We start from the raw sequence: 16,738 nt of genomic DNA on the forward strand, positions 1-16,738 counted from the left end.
TGCCGACCTCGGCCTGGCAGCCGCATTCGGCCCCCGAGATCGAGGCATTGTGCTTGATCAGCCCGCCGATCGCCGCCGCGGTCAGCAGGAAATCGGGCAGATCGCGCTCGCTCGCGCCCGGCACATGGTCCAGCCAGTAGCGGATCACGGCGGGCACAACGCCGGCGGCGCCATTGGTCGGTGCGGTGACGACCTGGCCGCCGGCGGCGTTTTCCTCGTTCACCGCCATGGCATAGACCGACATCCAGTCATTGATGACGTGCGGCGCGGTCAGGTTCATGCCGCGTTCGGCCATCAGCTTTTCGTGGATAGCATGGGCGCGGCGGCGGATGTTCAGCCCGCCGGGCAGGTTGCCACCGGTCGCCAGCCCGCGTTCCATGCAGTCGCGCATGACCTGCCAGATACGGGCAAGGCCATCGCGCAACTCTGCCTCGTTGCGGAAGGCCAGTTCGTTGGCGCGTTTCATCTGCGCGATGGTCTTGCCCGATCCTTCGGCCATGGCCAGCATCTCGGCGGCGCTGGCGAAGGGGTAGGGCGCCTTCGAGGTGGCGTCGCTGCGGGCCTCGTCGCCCTGGCGCGCCAGTTCCTCTTCGGTCAGCACGAAGCCGCCGCCGACCGAGTAATAGACCTGATGAAAGATCACGTCGCCCTGCGCGTCCGTGGCCGACAGGGTCATGCCGTTGGCATGGCCGGGCAGGGCGTTGTCGAAATCGAAGCGCAGATCCGCCCCGGGGTCGAATTGCAGCTCGCCCAGCCCCTCGGGTGTCAGGATGCGGCTGTCCCGATTGGCCGCCAGTGCCGCCTCGGCCCCCGCGGCATCCAGCGTTTCCGGCACGAATCCGGCCAACCCGAGGATCGTGGCCCGGTCGGTGGCATGGCCCTTGCCGGTGAAGGCGAGGCTGCCGTGAAGGCTGGCCCTCAGGCCATGCGCACGGAACGGCTGGAGGCGCAGCGCGGCCAGAAAACGGGCACCCGCGACCATGGGGCCCATGGTATGCGAGGATGAGGGGCCGACGCCCAACTTGAAGAGATCGAAGACCGACAGGAACATGCCGCCCCCTTGATGGTTCGTTTGCATCTAAGCAGCCGCGATGCGGCGCGGCCAGCCCGGATGCGACCCCTGCGGGGGCGTGTTGCGACATTGTGGCGAATGGAATCTGCCCTAATTATTTGCACAGTGCTTTAAAAATGTGCAATCGCGGCGATGTGCGGGAAGGCTGGACTGCGGGGTCGTGACCGGCTTCTTGCGATGACGGCGACCAAGGCCGAGGAACATAATATGCAAATGCCCGACCCGATCATCCTAGGCGATACGCGGCTTGGCGCGCCGGTCTTTCTGGCGCCGATGGCCGGGATCACCGACCTGCCGTTCCGGCGCGCGGTGGCGCGATACGGCGCCGGGCTGATGGTCAGCGAGATGGTCGCCTCGACCGAGATGGTGACGCCGCGCCCCTCGACCCGCGCCGCCGTCCGGGCCAAGGCGCTGACCGAAGGCGCGCTGCCGGTCAGCGTCCAGATCGCCGGCCGCGAGGCGGGCGCGATGGCCGAGACCGCGCGCATCGTCGAGGGCATGGGGGCCACGATCATCGACATCAACATGGGCTGCCCGGCCAAGAAGGTGACGGGCGGGCTGTCGGGCGCCGCGCTGATGCGCGACCTGGATCATGCGCTGTCGCTGATCGAGGCGGTCATCGGCGCGGTTGCGGTGCCGGTCACGCTGAAGATGCGGCTGGGCTGGGACGAGACCTGCCTGAACGCGACCGAACTGGCGCGCCGGGCCTCGGCGGCCGGGGTGCGGATGCTGACCGTCCATGGCCGGACTCGGGCGCAGTTCTACAAGGGCCGGGCCGACTGGGCGCGGATCGCCGAGGTGGCAAACCTGCCCGGCCGTCCGCCCCTGGTCGCCAATGGCGACGTGACCGATGCGGCATCGGCGCGCGCGGCGATGGCGGCGTCGGGGGCCGAGGCGGTGATGGTCGGGCGCGGCGCGCAGGGGGCGCCCTGGCGGCTGGCCGGGATCGCCCATGCGCTGTGGGGCACGCCCGCGCCCGCCATTCCACGCGGCGCCGCGCTGGCCGATGCGGTCGAGGCGCATTACGAGGACATGCTGGGATTTTATGGCCGTGAACTGGGCCTGCGCGTCGCCCGCAAGCATCTGGGCTGGTATGCCGAGGCGAATGGCGCCCCTCTGCGGGCCGAGATGCTGCGCGCCGACAGCCCGGCCGCGACCATCGCGCTGATCCGCCGCGCCTTTGCCGATGCGGACGCGGTGGCCGTATGACCTGCGAACGCCCCGCCGATTTCACCGAGGTAAGCCCGGGACCGGGCTGGATGCAGCTGCCGCTGCCGGCGCTGATCCTCGACGGCAAGAACCGGGTTGCGGCGATGAACGATGCGGCCGAGATCTGGCTGAACGTCTCGCGCAACTCGACCCTGGGCAAGCGGCTGGAGGGGAACCGGCTGTCGGGCAAGCTGCGCGTGCGCCCCTCGCTTCTGCCGCTGTGCGAGCGGGTCGCGGCCGGGGACGAGGCGCTTTATCAGCCCGGTGTCCAGTTCGAGATCGCCGACCGTGCGGGAGGCCATCAGCCGCGCCGTGCCGCCGTTCATGCCGGCTCGGCGCAGGGGATCGGCGGCGCGGTCTCGGTCCTGATCGTGCCCGAGGACGAGGCCGGCGTGATCCATCAGAGCCGCGCCCTGCGCACCGCCGCCCGCAGCGCCATCGGCATGGCCGAGATGCTGGCCCATGAGATCAAGAACCCGCTGGCGGGCATTCGCGGTGCCGCGCAGATGATGGGAATGAATGCCGCGCCCGAGGACCGGGAACTGGCCGAGATGATCGTCAGCGAGACGCGCCGGATTGTCGCGCTGCTGGATCAGGTCGAGCGTTTCGGCGACACCTCGGCGCCGCGGCTGGCGCCGCTGAATGTCCATGACGTGCTGGAAAAGGTCCGTCGCTCGGCCGAGTTGGGCTTTGCCCGCGGCCTGGTCATCCAGACCGAATACGATCCCTCGCTGCCCTCGGCACTGGCCGATGCCGACCAGCTGACGCAGGTCTGCCTCAATCTGGTGAAGAACGCCGCCGAGGCGCTGTCGGGGCAGGGCGGCGGCACCATCCGGCTGCGCAGCCATTACGATCACGCATTGCGGCTGCCACCCGATGAGCTGCATGCGAAGGGTCGTCCGCTGCCTCTGCAGATCGAGATCGAGGATGACGGGCCGGGCCTGCCGCCCGCCATCGCCGAACAGGTCTTCGAGCCCTTCATCTCGGGCCGCGAGAACGGCACCGGGTTGGGGCTGGCGCTGGTCAGCAAGATCATCACCGATCACGGCGCGCTGATCCGGGTCGAAAGCCGCCCCGGCCGCACCGTTTTCCGTATCTCCCTGCCAAAGGCATAAGGAACCCACCATGGACGGAACCGTTCTGATCGCCGATGACGACCGCACCATCCGCACGGTGCTGACGCAGGCGCTGACCCGCGCGGGGTGCCGGGTCCATGCGACCGGAAGCCTTGCGCAGCTGTCGAAATGGGTCGAGGAGGGGCGCGGAGATCTGGTCATCACCGACGTGATGATGCCCGACGGCAACGGCATCGACCGGATCCCCGCGATCCGCGAGGCGCGGCCCGACCTGCCGGTGATCGTGATTTCGGCCCAGAACACCATCGTGACCGCGATCCGCGCGACCGAGGCCGAGGCCTTCGAATATCTGCCCAAGCCGTTCGATCTGCCCGATCTGATGAACAAGGCCGGCCGGGCCCTGTCGCGGCGGCCGCGCAAATCGGACCCGGCCCCCGATGCCGTGGCCGCGCCGCGCGACAGCGCCGATCCGGCGATGCCGCTGATCGGCCATGCGCCGGCCATGCAGGCGCTGTTTCGCATGGTGGCGCGGGTGCTGAACGCCGATCTGCCGGTGCTGATCGCGGGTGAGCCGGGCGTGGGCAAAAGCACCATCGCGCGCAGCTTTCACGAATTGTCGGACCGGCGCGATCTGGGTCTGGCGGTTCTGACCTCGGCCGATGCAAGCGAGCAGGCGATCAGCGCGGCGGCCGAAAAGGCGCGTGGCGGCACCATCGTCATCGAGAACCCGGCCGGGTTCGATGCCGCTGCCCAGGCCCGGCTGATCGGGCTGATCGAGGCGCTGGAATCCGGTCCCAACCGCGCCAGCGCCCCGCGGATCGTCGCCACCGCCGGCCCCGATCCGCAGGCCGATGTCGCGGCGGGCCGGCTGCGCTCGGATCTCTACTACCGGCTGGCCGGCGTGATGGTGGCGGTGCCGCCGCTGCGCGCCCGCATCGACGACATCCTGCCCCTGGCCCGGCATCTTCTGGCCCGCGCGGCCAGCCAGGGCCTGCCCGAGCGCGACCTGGCCGACGATGCCGCCGCCCTGCTGCGCGCGCATCCGTTCCCCGGCAATGTGCGCGAGCTTGAGAACATGATGCGGCGGCTGGCCCTGACCGCGGGCGGACCGGTCATTACCGGCGCCGAGTTGCGCGAGGTGCTGAGCCAGCAGGGCGTTTCGCGGGCACCGGCGATGATCCCCGGAAGTACTGCGCCAGGCGAAACCGCAGGTCCGGCGGCGTCGGCCCGCCCGGGGATCGGGGCCAGCCTGTCCGAGTCGGTCGAGGCGCATCTTCAGCGCTATTTCGACCTGCATGGCGAGGGATTGCCGCCACCGGGCCTCTATGAGCGGATCCTGCACGAGGTTGAACGGCCGCTGCTGCAGGTGTCGCTGGACGCGACCGGCGGAAATCAGCTGCGTTGCGCCGATCTTCTGGGGATAAATCGCAATACTCTGCGCAAGAAGCTGACCGAGCTGAATATCGAGGTGACAAGGCGCCGCAAACTGATGTAAAACCGCCACAGGGGCAGCGCCAGAGTCACGGCGCTGCAACAGCAAGCCGCGTCAGACGGCGAGTGGGGGTTATGGTCGAGTCCGTATCAGGGCTGAGTTGGGACAGGCTGGCACGCATCCGGTTGCCGCGGCAGTGGCGCGGGATCCTTCTCTGGGGCGTGCTGCTGGTCGGTGCGGCGCTGGCGGTCGCGACGATGACGGTGCTGGGACCGCTGAGCCATGGCGGACAAAGCCGCGTGTTGCGGCTGGTCCTGCTGCTGGACCTTCTTTATCTGATCTGCCTCATCGGGCTGGTGATCCTGCGCATGGCGCGGCTGATCACCGCGCGCCGCCGTTCGGCGGCCGGTTCGCGCTTGCATGCGCGGCTGGTGATGGTCTTTGCCGGGCTTGCGCTGGTGCCGACGGTGCTGGTGGCGCTGTTCGCCGGGCTGCTGGTGAATATCGGGCTGGAAGGCTGGTTCTCGGAGCGGGTGCAGGAGGTGGTCACCACCTCGCAGGCCGCCGCCGAAGCCTATCAGGAAGAGCATCGCGGCGATCTCAGCGAGGATGCGCGCGCCCTGGCCGGGGTGCTGACGCAGGCCGGGCGGGCGAACCCGATGATCGACGATGGCGAGATGCGCCAGCTTCTCGTGCAGGGGCAGGCGCTGATCCAGCGCGGGCTGCGCGAGGCCTATGTCATCAACGGTGCCGGCGAGATCCGGGCCCGGGGCGAGCGCAGCTATCTGTTCTGGTACGAGGCGCCCGGCAGCGAGCAACTGGATCAGGCGCAGGCCGAGGGGCTGACGCTGATCGAGGATTGGCAGAACAACGAATTCCGCGCGCTGGTGGCGCTGCCGCCGCTGGCCGACCGTTACCTTTATGTCACGCGCGATGTCGATGGCGATCTGCTGGGGCTTCTGGACGACACCCGGGCCACGGTCGGCGATTACCGGCAGCTTGAGGCGACCCGGGGGCAGGTGCTGTTCGAATTCTCGCTGGTCTATCTGGGCTTTGCGTTGCTGCTGGTGGCGGCGGCGATCTGGCTTGGGCTGTGGTTCGCCTCGCGCCTCTCGCGGCCGATCGGCCAGCTTGCGCAGGCCAGCGAACAGGTCGGTCGCGGCGATCTGGACGTGCAGGTGCCCGAACCCGATACCGGCGACGAGATCCAGACGCTGGGCGAAAGCTTCAACCGCATGACCCGGCAGTTGAAGATGCAGCGCGAGGAACTGGTCGAAAGCTATCGTGCCAGCGACGAGCAGCGGCGATTGTTCGACAATGTGCTGTCCTCGGTGACCTCGGGGGTGATCGGGCTGGATGCGGCGGGCGAGATCGATTTCGTCAACCGCTCGGCCTCGCGGCTTCTGGGGCTGGATGCGCGGCTTTCCATCGACACGCTGCTGTCCGAGGCGGTGCCGGAATTCGCGCCGCTGTTCGAGCGGCTGTCCGCCTCGGTCTCGGCGGCGGTTCAGGACGAGGTGCGGCTGTCGCGCGACGGCCGGATCGAAAGCCTGCTGGTGCGCATGGCGGTGCGGCGCGGCACGGATGGCGATCTCGAGGGCTATGTGGTGGCTTTCGACGACGTGACCGAACTGGTCAGCGCGCAGCGCATGGCCGCCTGGGGCGATGTCGCCCGCCGCGTGGCCCATGAGATCAAGAACCCGCTGACCCCGATCCAGCTGTCGGCCGAGCGGCTGCGGCGCAAGTTCGCCCCGCTGGCCGCGCCGGAAGACCGGGCCTCGCTGGATCAGTATGTCGATGTGATCATTCGCCAGACCGGCGATCTGCGCCGCATCGTCGACGAGTTCAGCCGCTTTGCCCGCATGCCCGAGCCGGACCGGGCCGAGACCGATCTGGCGGCGCTTTTGCGCGAGGTCGTGCTGCTGCAACAGGACGCGCTGAAGGGGGCGCTGCGGGTCGAGATCCCCGAGCGCCCGGTCATCGTCGATTGCGATGCCGGCATGCTGCGCCAGGCGCTGACGAACCTCTTGAAGAATGCCGGCGAGGCGGTCGAGGAAAAGGCGGAACACCCGCCCGACGGCTGGGTGGCGCGGGTCCTGGTGGTGATGGAGGTCGGGCATGACGCCGTCGCCATCCGCATCACCGACAACGGCCCCGGCCTGCCGGCCGACCGTACACGCCTGTTCGAGCCCTATGTGACGCTGAAATCGCAGGGCACCGGACTGGGGCTGCCGATCGTGAAGAAGATCGTCGAGGAGCATGGCGGCAGCATGATCCTGACCGATGCGCCGGACGGCGAGGGCGCATTGGCCGAAATCCGCCTGCCGCGGGAACGTCACCCCGTGCGCGGCGCGCAACGCAAGAACAGAGAAGAAAAAGACGAGGCGGGAACGACATGAGCGACATTCTGATCGTAGATGACGAACGCGACATCCGCGAACTGATCGCGGACATCCTGAAGGACGAGGGCTTCGAGACACGCGTCGCGGCCAATTCCGACGAGGCGGTGGCGGCCCTGAACGCGCAGGAGCCGGCGCTGATGGTGCTGGACATCTGGCTGAAGGACAGCCGCATGGACGGCATCGATATCCTCAAGCAGGTCAAGCGCAACAACCCCGAGGTGCCGGTGATCATCATCTCGGGGCATGGCAATATCGAGATCGCGGTGGCCGCGATCCGGCAGGGCGCCTATGACTTCATCGAGAAGCCCTTCAATATCGACCAGCTGATGGTGGTGGTGAACCGGGCGATGGAGACCAGCCGCCTGCGGCGCGAGAACAGCAGCCTGCGCCGCAATGGCGACCGGCCGGCCGAGATGCTGGGCCAGTCGGCCGCCTTCAAGCGGTTGCGCGACAATCTGGACAAGGTGGCGAAATCGAACGGCCGGGTGATGCTGACCGGCGAGCCGGGCGCCGGCAAGGAACTGGCCGCGCGCTTCATCCACGCGCACAGCCCGCGCGCCGCGGCGCCTTTCATCACCGTCCCCTGCGCCAGCATCGAGCCCGAGCGCATGGAGGAGGTGCTGTTCGGGCGCGAGAGCCCCGAGCGGGGGATCGAGGCGGGCCTGCTGGAGCAGGCGCATGGCGGGGTGATCTATTTCGACGAGGTGGGCGACATGCCGCTGGGCACCCAGCCCAAGATCCTGCGGGTGCTGACCGAACAGCAGTTCACCCGCGCCGGCGGGTCGGACCGGGTGCGGGTCGATCTGCGGGTGATCTCATCGACCAACCGCGACCTGCCGGCCGAGATTTCGTCCGGGCGGTTCCGGCAGGAACTGTATGACCGGCTGAACGTGGTTCCGGTCGCGGTTCCGGCCCTGGCCGAGCGCCGCGACGATATCGGACCCCTGGCCCGTCATTTCGTCGAGCAGTTCCACAAGAACCAGGGGTTGCCCATCCGCAACCTGCCCGAGGAAACCGTGGCGGCACTTCAGGCCATGCGCTGGCCCGGCAATATCCGCCAGCTGCGCAATGTGATCGAACGGGTGCTGATCCTGGCCGAGGAAAGCGGCCCGATCCAGCCTGCCGAACTGGAGCCGCAGGGCGCCACGCCCGACAACAGCGATGCGCTCAGCCTTGGTCCGCAGATCACGGCGATGGCGCTGCGCGAGGCGCGCGAAATGTTCGAGCGCGAATATCTGCTGGCCCAGATCAACCGCTTCGGCGGCAATATCAGCCGCACGGCGCAGTTCGTCGGCATGGAGCGCAGCGCCCTGCACCGCAAGCTGAAATCGCTTGGCGTGGTCGGCGGGGTGCGAAGCGAGGACGAGGTGATGCTCGGGAAATAGGCCCGCCGTTCCTGGCGGGGCCGTATCGTCATGGTTTCTTCAGGCAGGGAACGTGGTCGGCGATGCGCTGCCAGGCTATCACCGCCGACCACGCCCGATCCAGTCAGACTGGCGATGGCGTTCGGGGGAACAAACTTGAAGCATTACGACATTTGGCCGCGGGAGCAGACGAAACCGGGACCGTACATCGTCGGCATTCTCCATCTCCGTTCTGTCAACTGGGTCGGTCGGGCAGGTCCGAAGCGTGGCCCGGACTGCCAAATCCCAAGGCCCGGCCCGAAGGCGGGACCCGTCCGTGTCGGTCCGCTGGGCATGCACCGGGATTAGGCTGTTCCGGTTCTCTGAAATCGGCATGTCGCAGCGTCTTCCTCCGCATTTCGAGCATTGGAGGGTCTCAGATCGTTAACCATTAATCGGTCAAAGCTGCCGCTGCAAGTGCCTTGTCGAAATTTTTTCAATTCATGGTTGCGCGCCGGTCCTGCCGGCCGCAGCTGCGATGCAAGGACGGTTGCACCGGGGCGGGGCGCGCCTTAGCAAGGGTCGGGGCGGAACGTCGCCAGCGTGCGGAGGCTTGGGATGAAGATCATCATCTGCGGAGCGGGGCAGGTCGGCTGGCAGATCGCCCGGCATCTGGCCAGTGAGCGCAACGATGTCACCATCATCGACAACAATGCCGAACTGGTTCGCCGCGCGACGGACGTTCTGGACGTGCAGGGCGTCACCGGCTTTGCCAGCCATCCCGACGTGCTGGACCGGGCGGGCGCGCGCGATGCCGATCTGATCATCGCCGCCACCCATTCCGACGAGGTGAACATGGTCACCTGCCAGGTGGCCCATTCGGTCTTCCAGATCTCGCGCAAGATCGCCCGACTGCGCAGCAGCGCCTATCTGGACGCGATCTATTCCGATCTCTACCGCACCGAGCATCTGCCCATCGACGTGGTCATCAGCCCCGAGCGCGAGGTTGCCAAGGCGGCGTTGCAGCGCCTGTCCGCGCCCTCGACCTTCGATATCGAGACGTTTCTCGGCGGGCGGATCCAGCTTCTCGGCATCGTTCTGGAAGACGACTGCCCGGCGTTGAACACACCGCTGCGGCAACTGAACGAGATCTTCTCCAGCCTGCGGGCGATCGTGGCGGGGGTGCGGCGCGGCGGGCGGCTGTTCGCGCCCGAACCGGGCGACCAGTTGTTCGCGGACGACCAGATCTATGTCTTTTCGCATATCGAGGATGTGAACAGGACGCTGGAAATCTTTGGCAAGCCGCCGCAGAAGCAGGAACGGGTGGTGATCATCGGGGCGGGCAATGTCGGCCTGTCGGTGGCCCGCACGCTGGAGACGCGGCCCGACCGGATCCGCGCCAAGCTGATCGAGCGCGACCGCGAACGCGCCGAATTCGCCGCCGACCGGCTGGAACGGACCATTGTGCTGAACGGCGATGGCCTGTCGGCGGAGTTGCTGGACGAGGCTGCCGTGCAGACGACCGATGCAGTGCTGGCGGTGACCGATGACGACAAGGTCAACATCCTCACCTCGGTTCGGGCCAAGCAGGCGGGCGCCAAGATGGCCATCGCGCTGATCAACGACCCGACCCTGGTGCCGCTGATGGAGGCGCTGGATATCGACGCCTATATCAATCCGCGCGCCACTACCGTCTCGACCATCCTGCGCCATATCCGCCACGGCCGGGTGCGCGACATCTATTCCGTAGGCGATGCCGAGGCCGAGGTGATGGAGGCGCAGGTTCTGTCCACCTCGCCCATGTCGGGCCGCGCGATCCGCGATATCGAGTTCCCCGAAGGCGTCCTGATCGGCGCGGTGCAGAAGGGCGACAAGGTGCTGAAGCCCTCGTCCGACACCCGGGTCGAGGAAGGTGATATCGTGCTGATCTTCGCGCTGACCCATGACGTGCCGGAGGTCGAGCGCCTCCTGCAGGTCTCGATCGACTTCTTCTGAGGCCGGGCCGGTGCCGCTGCTTCTGCGCCTGCCCCTGCTGATCCAGCTCTCGGTGATCGCGGCGCTGGCGATGCTGGTTCCGGCCGCCTATGCCTCGGTCACCGATCACGACGACATCGCGCGCAAGTTCCTCTATTCCTCGCTTCTGGTCCTGATCCTCTCGGGCATGATCGGGCTGGCGACGATGGCCAATCCGCAGGGCCTGCGCTCGCGCGATACGCTGCTGAACATGCTGGCAAGCTTTGGCCTGCTGCCCCTGGTGCTGGCGCTGCCCTTCGCGGAAAGCCTGCCCGATACCGGCCTGTTCAACGCCTGGTGGGAGATGGTGTCCTCGCTGACCACCACCGGTGCCTCGCTTTACTCGGCCGATCTGCTGCCGGCGCCGCTGCATCTGTGGCGGGCGCTGGTCGGCTGGATGGGTGGCCTCTTCATGCTGGTCGCGGCCATTGCGATCCTTGCGCCGCTGCGCGTGGGCGGCTTCGAGATCATGTCTTCGCCCTATGGCCGCAACGAGCAGTTCGAGCGCCTGCCCAGATCCGCCAGTCCGCGCAGCGTGCAGCAGCATCTCTCCTCGCCCGGCTTCGGCACGGAACTGGGTGAGCCCGCCCACCGGCTGGTGCGTGCGGCCCTGTCGGTGATGCCGGTCTATGCCGGGCTGACCCTGATGCTGTGGCTTGCGCTGCTGCTTCTGGGCGACGACTCGCTGGTGGCGCTGTGCCGGGCGATGGGCACGCTGGCGACCAGCGGCATCTCGCCGGTGATCGGACCGGCGGACGGCACCTCGGGGGTTGCGGGCGAAATGGTCGTGTTCCTGTTCCTGATTCCGGCCCTGTCGCGGCGCTTCTGGCCCGGTGGCGGCGAGTTGCGGGCGACCGAAAGGCTGATCGACGATCCCGAACTGCGCATGGCGGCGGGGCTGGTGGCGATGGTCGCCACGCTGCTGTTCGCGCGCCATTTCCTCGGCGCGATCGAGGTCGGGGCCGCGGCCACGGCGGTCGGGCCGCGGCTGGCCGATCTGCGCAACGCGCTGGCCGCCTATTGGGCCGGGCTGTTCAATGCCCTCAGCTACCTGACCACGACCGGCTGGAACTCGATCGAGTGGCAGGGCGCACGGGCCTGGTCGGGCTTGACCTCGCCGGGGCTGATCCTGGCCGGGTTGGCGATGATGGGCGGCGGCGTCGCCACCACGGCCGGCGGGGTCAAGCTGCTGCGCGTCTATGCGCTGGCCCGGCATGGCGAGCGCGAGATGGAGCGGATCATCCATCCCAGCTCGGTCTCGGGCGGCGGCCGTATCGCCCGGCGGCTGCGGCGCGAGGGCGCCTATCTGGCCTTCATCTTCTTCATGCTGTTCGCCAGTTCCATCGCCGTGACGGTGGCGCTGGTCTCGATCCAGCAGCTTGAATTTGAGACGGCGACGATCCTGTCGATCGCCGCCCTGACCAATACCGGCCCGCTGGCCGGGGCCATCCCGCTGACGCCCGCCTTCGAGGCAAGCGCCGGCATCGCCTCGGCGCCCTGGGAGGGCTGGTCGGGCCTGCCGGTCCTGACGAAACTGGTGCTGGCCTGTGCCATGGTCGTCGGGCGGCTGGAGACGCTGGCGATCCTGGCACTGTTCTCGCCCGAATTCTGGCGCCGCTGAGCGGGGCGGCAGGGGCGCCGCCTCTCGCTTGCAAGCCGGGACACGACGCCTTAGATGTGATTCAACCGGGACAGTTCATAAAACGGACGTAAAATCATGGCCAACGACAAGCAGAACCTGCAGGACGCCTTTCTCAACCATGTCCGCAAGGCGAAGGTGCCGGTGACGATCTTCCTGATCAACGGCGTCAAGCTGCAGGGTGTGATCACCTGGTTCGACAATTTCTGCGTGCTGCTGCGCCGCGACGGTCAATCGCAGCTGGTCTACAAGCACGCGATCAGCACGATCATGCCCGGCCAGCCGATCAGCCTCTATGAAGGCGAGGACTGATTGGCCGAACCCACCTCGACCGAGGCCAGGCCGACCCGCGCCTATGTGATCCATCCCGATCTGGGCCATGCCCGGACCCAGCGGCGCGCCCCCGACCATGCGCTGGCCGAGGCGGTGGCGCTGGCCCATGCCCTGCCGGGCATCGAGATTGTGGGCGCCGAGGTCGCGCGGCTGCGCAGCCCCGATCCGGGCCGCCTGTTCGGCAAGGGCAAGCTGGCCGAGATCGGCGCGCGGCTGGCCGAAGCCGAGGCCGAGCTTGTGCTGATCGACGGGCCGGTCTCGCCGGTGCAGCAGCGCAATCTGGAAAAGGACTGGGACGTCAAGCTGCTGGACCGGACCGGGCTGATCCTCGAGATCTTTGCCGACCGGGCGCGGACGCGGGAAGGGGTGCTGCAGGTGGAACTGGCCGCGCTCAGCTATCAGCGCACCCGGCTGGTCCGGGCCTGGACCCACCTCGAACGCCAGCGCGGCGGGCTGGGCTTCGTCGGCGGCCCCGGCGAGACCCAGATCGAGGCCGACCGCCGCGCCATCGACGAGCAGATGACGCGGCTGCGCCGCCAGCTTGAGCGGGTGGTGAAGACCCGGACGCTGCACCGCGCAGCGCGGGCGAAGGTGCCCTATCCGATCGTGGCGCTGGTCGGCTATACCAATGCCGGCAAATCCACGCTGTTCAACCGGCTGACCGGGGCCGAGGTGCTGGCCAAGGACATGCTGTTCGCCACGCTGGATCCGACCATGCGGGCGATCCGTCTGCCCGCCGCGGGCGGTGGCGCGGGCGGGCGCAAGATCATCCTGTCGGACACGGTGGGCTTCATCAGCGATCTGCCGACCGAACTGGTCGCCGCCTTCCGGGCCACGCTGGAGGAGGTGCTGGAGGCCGATCTGATCCTGCATGTCCGCGATATCAGCCATCCCGAGACCGAGGAGCAGGCCGAGGACGTGGCCGCGATCCTGGACAGTCTTGGCGTCGACGAGGATGTCGCCTCGATCGAGGTCTGGAACAAGATCGATGCGCTGTCGGCCGAAACCCGCGCCGCGCTGCGCCGCACCGGCGCCCGGACCGACGGCGTGCAGTCGGTCAGCGCCTTGAGCGGCGAGGGGTTGGAGGATCTGGTTGCCGCCATCGACGCGCATCTTGCCCGCGCGCTGGACGAGCCGCGCGAGGCGGCGGTTGTGACGCTGCCCTTCGGCGACGGCCGCCGCCGTGCCTGGCTGCACGAGGCCGGCGTGGTCGAGCGCGAGGAATCGGGCGAGGCCGGTCTGGTCCTGCACCTGCGCTGGACCGCGCGGCAGAAGGCCGGCTTCGAGGCGCTGGATCGACCGGAGGCGTGATGTGCGTCCCGCGATGGCCGGGGGCTGTCTGCCCCCGGACCCCCGAAGGTATTTGGAAAGAGCGCGAGGATGATTGCCGTTTGGCGGAGGGAGGGAAGGGTGAGCGACTGGCAGGAGAGATTTGCCGGCGAGGGCTATCATTACGGCCGCGCGCCGGCGCAGTTCGTGCAGGCCCGGATGGCGGATCTGGGCGCGGGCGCAAGGGTGCTGAGCATCGCCGAGGGTGAGGGCCGCAATGCGGTCTGGCTGGCCGGGCAGCGCTATCGGGTGACGGCGGTCGAGCCGACCGCGACCGGGCAGCGGAAAGCGCTGGCGCTGGCCGCGTCGCAGGGGGTGTCCCTGGATTGGAGGGCGGAGGATCTGAAGGGATTTGCGTGGCCCGAAGAGGCGTTCGATGCGGCTCTGGGCTGTTTCTTCCAGTTTGCCGCACCGGAGTTCCGGGTCCGCATCCTCGCCGGGTTGGGTCGGGCGGTCCGCCCCGGCGGGACGGTCTTCCTGCACGGCTTCAGTACCCGGCAACTGGCCAATGACTCGGGCGGGCCGAAGATCGAGGAACAGTTGTGGACGCCGGAACGCATCCTGCCGGCCTTTCCGGGCTGGCAGGTGATCCGGGCCGAGGATTACGACGCGGTTCTGGCGGAAGGGCCGGGCCATTCCGGGCCGGCGGCTCTGGTCGATGTGATCGTGAGGAAACCCGGATAGATCCGGTCAGGCCCCGGGCATCTCATGCGCCCAGGGCGGGTTCGCGCCGGCGCGCGAGACGGTGATGGCGGCAGCCTGTGCGCCAAGCGTCAGCGCGTTGCGGATTTCCTCGGCGCTGATCGTGGCCAGACGCTGCTTGCTCAGTACGCCCTGCCGGCGCAGGCTGGCCAGAACGCCGGCATTGAAGGTATCGCCCGCGCCGATGGTATCGGCCACGGCGGTGCGGATGGCGGGGGCCGAGACCGTCTCGCCCGACCAGTGGGCGCGGGCCCCAGCCGCGCCGCCGGTCTGCAGCACGATCCCTGGCCCCGTTTTCAGCACCTCGCGGGCGGCGGCGGCGGGATCGAGGCCCGGATAGAGCCATTCGAGATCGTCCCCCGACAGCTTGACGATATCGGCCTGCGGCAGGATGCGGCCCAGCCGGGCGCGATAGGCGTCGCTGTCGGTGATGAAGAAGGGCCGGATATTGGGATCCACCATCACCGGCAGGCGGGCGTGGTTGCGGTCGATCAGCGCCTCGATGGCAGCGCCGCAGGGATCGGGCACGAGGCTGATGCCGCCGGCGAAGATCGCCTCGATTCCGGCGGGCAGGTCGGGGATGTCCCCGGGGGTCAGCATGCGGCCGGCCGAACCCTCGTCATAAAAGGAATAGCGCGCCTCGCCATCGCTCAGGCTGACCAGTGCCAGCGTGGTCAGCCGGTCCGAGCGCGGGCAGAGGTCCAGATCGACCCCGGCCTCGACCAGTGGCTGCAGCAGCATCTCGCCAAAGACATCACGGCTGATCGGCCAGAAATAGGCGACCGATTCGCCCAAGCGGCCAAGCGCGACCGTGGTATTGTAGACGGCACCGCCCGCAAGCGGGCGGAACGCGCCCTCTGCCGGCACCATGTCGATCAGCGATTCCCCTGCGCACAGGATCATGCCTGCCCCTCCTAGTAGCCCTGGATGACGTAATCCCCGCCGGGCGTCGCGTCATCGACCGCGGGGCTGGCATCGAACTGGATATAGCCCCGATTTTCGGAGACATACAGGAAAACTGCTAGCGCTACCAGAGCGGCGATCACGGCGGCGGCGATTTTCCATGCCGAGTAGGGCCGTTCGCCCTGGACCCGGCCCGACTGGCCGTTGACCAGGAAGCGATAGCTTTTGCCGCCATAGCGATAGGCGGCGGACCAGACCGGCAGCAGGACATGCTTGAAGGTTTCGTCGCGGTAATCGGTGCGGATCTGTTCCACCCTTTGTTCGTCGCCGCCGATATCGCGCCGGGCATCGTTCAGGATCACCCCGGCCATCTCGGCGCGCGCCGTTGCATGGCCTTCGGTCAGCGGGATCGTATAGCCCTCGGCCTCGAAGCCCGAGAGATATTCGGGCCGGTAGGGCCGCAGATGCGACAGGTCCCAGGGCGTCAACCCGTCGCTGAAACGCCGCGGCAGCGAGGCTGAAGCCAGCACCAGAACGTCATTGAAATCGCGCGCGACCTGGCCCGCGGTGCGGCGCCAGCGGATGCGGCGCACCTGTTGCTGCACCCGCTGCGTCTGTCCGTTCACCTGTCGCGTGACATGGACCGTCTCGTAATAGGCGTCGCCGCGTTGCCCCGAATATTGCGACCGGGTGCGCGCGTCGAAGGTCCAGTAGGGCGAATAGACACCGCGCATCTTCCGCCCCCGCCTGGCATAGGCCAGAAGCCCGGTGGGCGCGAACCACAGCCGGCCCAGCCAGTCCTCCATGGCGGCATGGGCCTGGGCTTCGGTCAGCACGAAGGGCAGTACGCCCTGCGGCTTGATCTGCCGCGTGCTGCCGGTATCGGTGACGACCGGGGTGGCGCAGAAGGGGCAGGTGGCGGCATGGCTGTCGCCCGCGATCTCGATCCGGGCACCGCAATTCGGGCAGGACAGCGTGCGGATATCCTCGGCGACCTCCGAGCCCGCATCCAGCCGCAGCCCCTTTTCCAGCGGCAGTTCGACCAGTTCGGGGGATTTGTGGCCGGCATCCCATTGCAATGCCCGGCCGGTCTCGGGATCGGCCAGGATCGCCGCCTCGCCCTGGCTGTGCCCCTGCCGGGCGGGGGCGCGGGCGGCGCCGTCACCGATGCTTTGGCGGTGGCCGCAATAGTCGCAGACCAGCATCTGCTGGCCGGGGCGGAAACGCAGGCTGGCACCGCAATTCTCGCAAGGATAGCGGTATTCGGTCGGTGGGGTCGGCATGG

General features: G+C 68.1%; 13 protein-coding genes. 10 read left to right on the forward strand and 3 right to left on the reverse strand.

The features are described from left to right. On the reverse strand, positions 1-1,051 hold a 1,051-nt coding region (locus KNW02_RS07630), incomplete at its 3' end, for an L-serine ammonia-lyase (RefSeq protein WP_216032672.1). 228 nt (positions 1,052-1,279) lie between these two features. Between KNW02_RS07630 and dusB the strand changes: the two genes are divergently transcribed. From dusB to KNW02_RS07680, 10 genes are all read left to right on the forward strand, one after another. Then, positions 1,280-2,281 (forward strand): tRNA dihydrouridine synthase DusB, encoded by a 1,002-nt coding sequence (gene dusB, locus KNW02_RS07635; RefSeq protein ID WP_216032673.1) that lies wholly within the window; start codon positions 1,280-1,282, stop codon positions 2,279-2,281. Then, complete coding sequence (locus KNW02_RS07640) at positions 2,278-3,396, forward strand: two-component system sensor histidine kinase NtrB (protein WP_216032674.1); 1,119 nt, start codon at positions 2,278-2,280, stop codon at positions 3,394-3,396. The genes dusB and KNW02_RS07640 overlap by 4 nt, the downstream gene beginning before the upstream one ends. A gap of 10 nt (positions 3,397-3,406) precedes the next feature. Then, positions 3,407-4,852: a response regulator gene (locus KNW02_RS07645; protein WP_216032675.1), complete on the forward strand. Its 1,446-nt coding sequence runs from the start codon at positions 3,407-3,409 to the stop codon at positions 4,850-4,852. Between the two features lie 71 nt (positions 4,853-4,923). Continuing rightward, entirely contained in the window at positions 4,924-7,188 is a 2,265-nt protein-coding gene (locus KNW02_RS07650; protein ID WP_216032676.1) for a sensor histidine kinase NtrY-like, read from the forward strand. Then, positions 7,185-8,576, forward strand: coding sequence for a nitrogen assimilation response regulator NtrX (gene ntrX, locus KNW02_RS07655; protein WP_216032677.1), 1,392 nt, complete (start codon positions 7,185-7,187; stop codon positions 8,574-8,576). The genes KNW02_RS07650 and ntrX overlap by 4 nt, the downstream gene beginning before the upstream one ends. Positions 8,577-9,152: 576 nt before the next feature. Then, the gene (trkA, locus tag KNW02_RS07660; protein ID WP_216032678.1) at positions 9,153-10,529 is read left to right on the forward strand and encodes a Trk system potassium transporter TrkA; all 1,377 of its coding nucleotides are present in this window, start codon (positions 9,153-9,155) and stop codon (positions 10,527-10,529) included. Positions 10,530-10,539: 10 nt separating this feature from the next. Beyond that, positions 10,540-12,168 (forward strand): potassium transporter TrkG, encoded by a 1,629-nt coding sequence (locus KNW02_RS07665; protein WP_216032679.1) that lies wholly within the window; start codon positions 10,540-10,542, stop codon positions 12,166-12,168. Positions 12,169-12,264: 96 nt separating this feature from the next. Further along, a complete protein-coding gene (hfq, locus tag KNW02_RS07670; RefSeq protein ID WP_216032680.1) occupies positions 12,265-12,498 on the forward strand; it encodes an RNA chaperone Hfq in 234 nt (77 codons plus the stop codon). Beyond that, positions 12,499-13,830 carry a GTPase HflX gene (gene hflX, locus KNW02_RS07675; protein WP_216032681.1) on the forward strand — a complete coding sequence of 444 codons (1,332 nt, stop codon included), beginning with the start codon at positions 12,499-12,501 and terminating at the stop codon, positions 13,828-13,830. A gap of 99 nt (positions 13,831-13,929) precedes the next feature. Next, positions 13,930-14,532: a class I SAM-dependent methyltransferase gene (locus tag KNW02_RS07680; protein WP_348524695.1), complete on the forward strand. Its 603-nt coding sequence runs from the start codon at positions 13,930-13,932 to the stop codon at positions 14,530-14,532. 6 nt (positions 14,533-14,538) lie between these two features. Here KNW02_RS07680 and KNW02_RS07685 read toward each other — a convergent pair whose 3' ends face one another. Both KNW02_RS07685 and KNW02_RS07690 read right to left on the reverse strand, forming a co-directional pair. Then, positions 14,539-15,453, reverse strand: a complete 915-nt coding sequence (locus KNW02_RS07685) for a carbohydrate kinase family protein (RefSeq protein WP_216032683.1) — start codon at positions 15,451-15,453, stop codon at positions 14,539-14,541. Between the two features lie 11 nt (positions 15,454-15,464). Next, positions 15,465-16,736: a TFIIB-type zinc ribbon-containing protein gene (locus KNW02_RS07690; RefSeq protein WP_216032684.1), complete on the reverse strand. Its 1,272-nt coding sequence runs from the start codon at positions 16,734-16,736 to the stop codon at positions 15,465-15,467. Between the last annotated feature and the right edge of the window lie 2 nt (positions 16,737-16,738).

This window comes from Paracoccus marinaquae, from assembly GCF_018860165.1.
GTDB lineage: Bacteria > Pseudomonadota > Alphaproteobacteria > Rhodobacterales > Rhodobacteraceae > Paracoccus > Paracoccus marinaquae.

What these genes read in the sequence shown, in the direction of transcription:
- KNW02_RS07685 (WP_216032683.1), bottom strand. Translation starts at nt 15,453, where the DNA reads ATGATCCTGTGCGCAGGGGAATCGCTGATCGACATGGTGCCGGCAGAG.
- trkA (WP_216032678.1), top strand. Translation starts at nt 9,153, where the DNA reads ATGAAGATCATCATCTGCGGAGCGGGGCAGGTCGGCTGGCAGATCGCC.
- dusB (WP_216032673.1), top strand. Translation starts at nt 1,280, where the DNA reads ATGCAAATGCCCGACCCGATCATCCTAGGCGATACGCGGCTTGGCGCG.
- hfq (WP_216032680.1), top strand. Translation starts at nt 12,265, where the DNA reads ATGGCCAACGACAAGCAGAACCTGCAGGACGCCTTTCTCAACCATGTC.
- KNW02_RS07645 (WP_216032675.1), top strand. Translation starts at nt 3,407, where the DNA reads ATGGACGGAACCGTTCTGATCGCCGATGACGACCGCACCATCCGCACG.
- ntrX (WP_216032677.1), top strand. Translation starts at nt 7,185, where the DNA reads ATGAGCGACATTCTGATCGTAGATGACGAACGCGACATCCGCGAACTG.
- KNW02_RS07650 (WP_216032676.1), top strand. Translation starts at nt 4,924, where the DNA reads ATGGTCGAGTCCGTATCAGGGCTGAGTTGGGACAGGCTGGCACGCATC.
- KNW02_RS07690 (WP_216032684.1), bottom strand. Translation starts at nt 16,736, where the DNA reads ATGCCGACCCCACCGACCGAATACCGCTATCCTTGCGAGAATTGCGGT.
- KNW02_RS07640 (WP_216032674.1), top strand. Translation starts at nt 2,278, where the DNA reads ATGACCTGCGAACGCCCCGCCGATTTCACCGAGGTAAGCCCGGGACCG.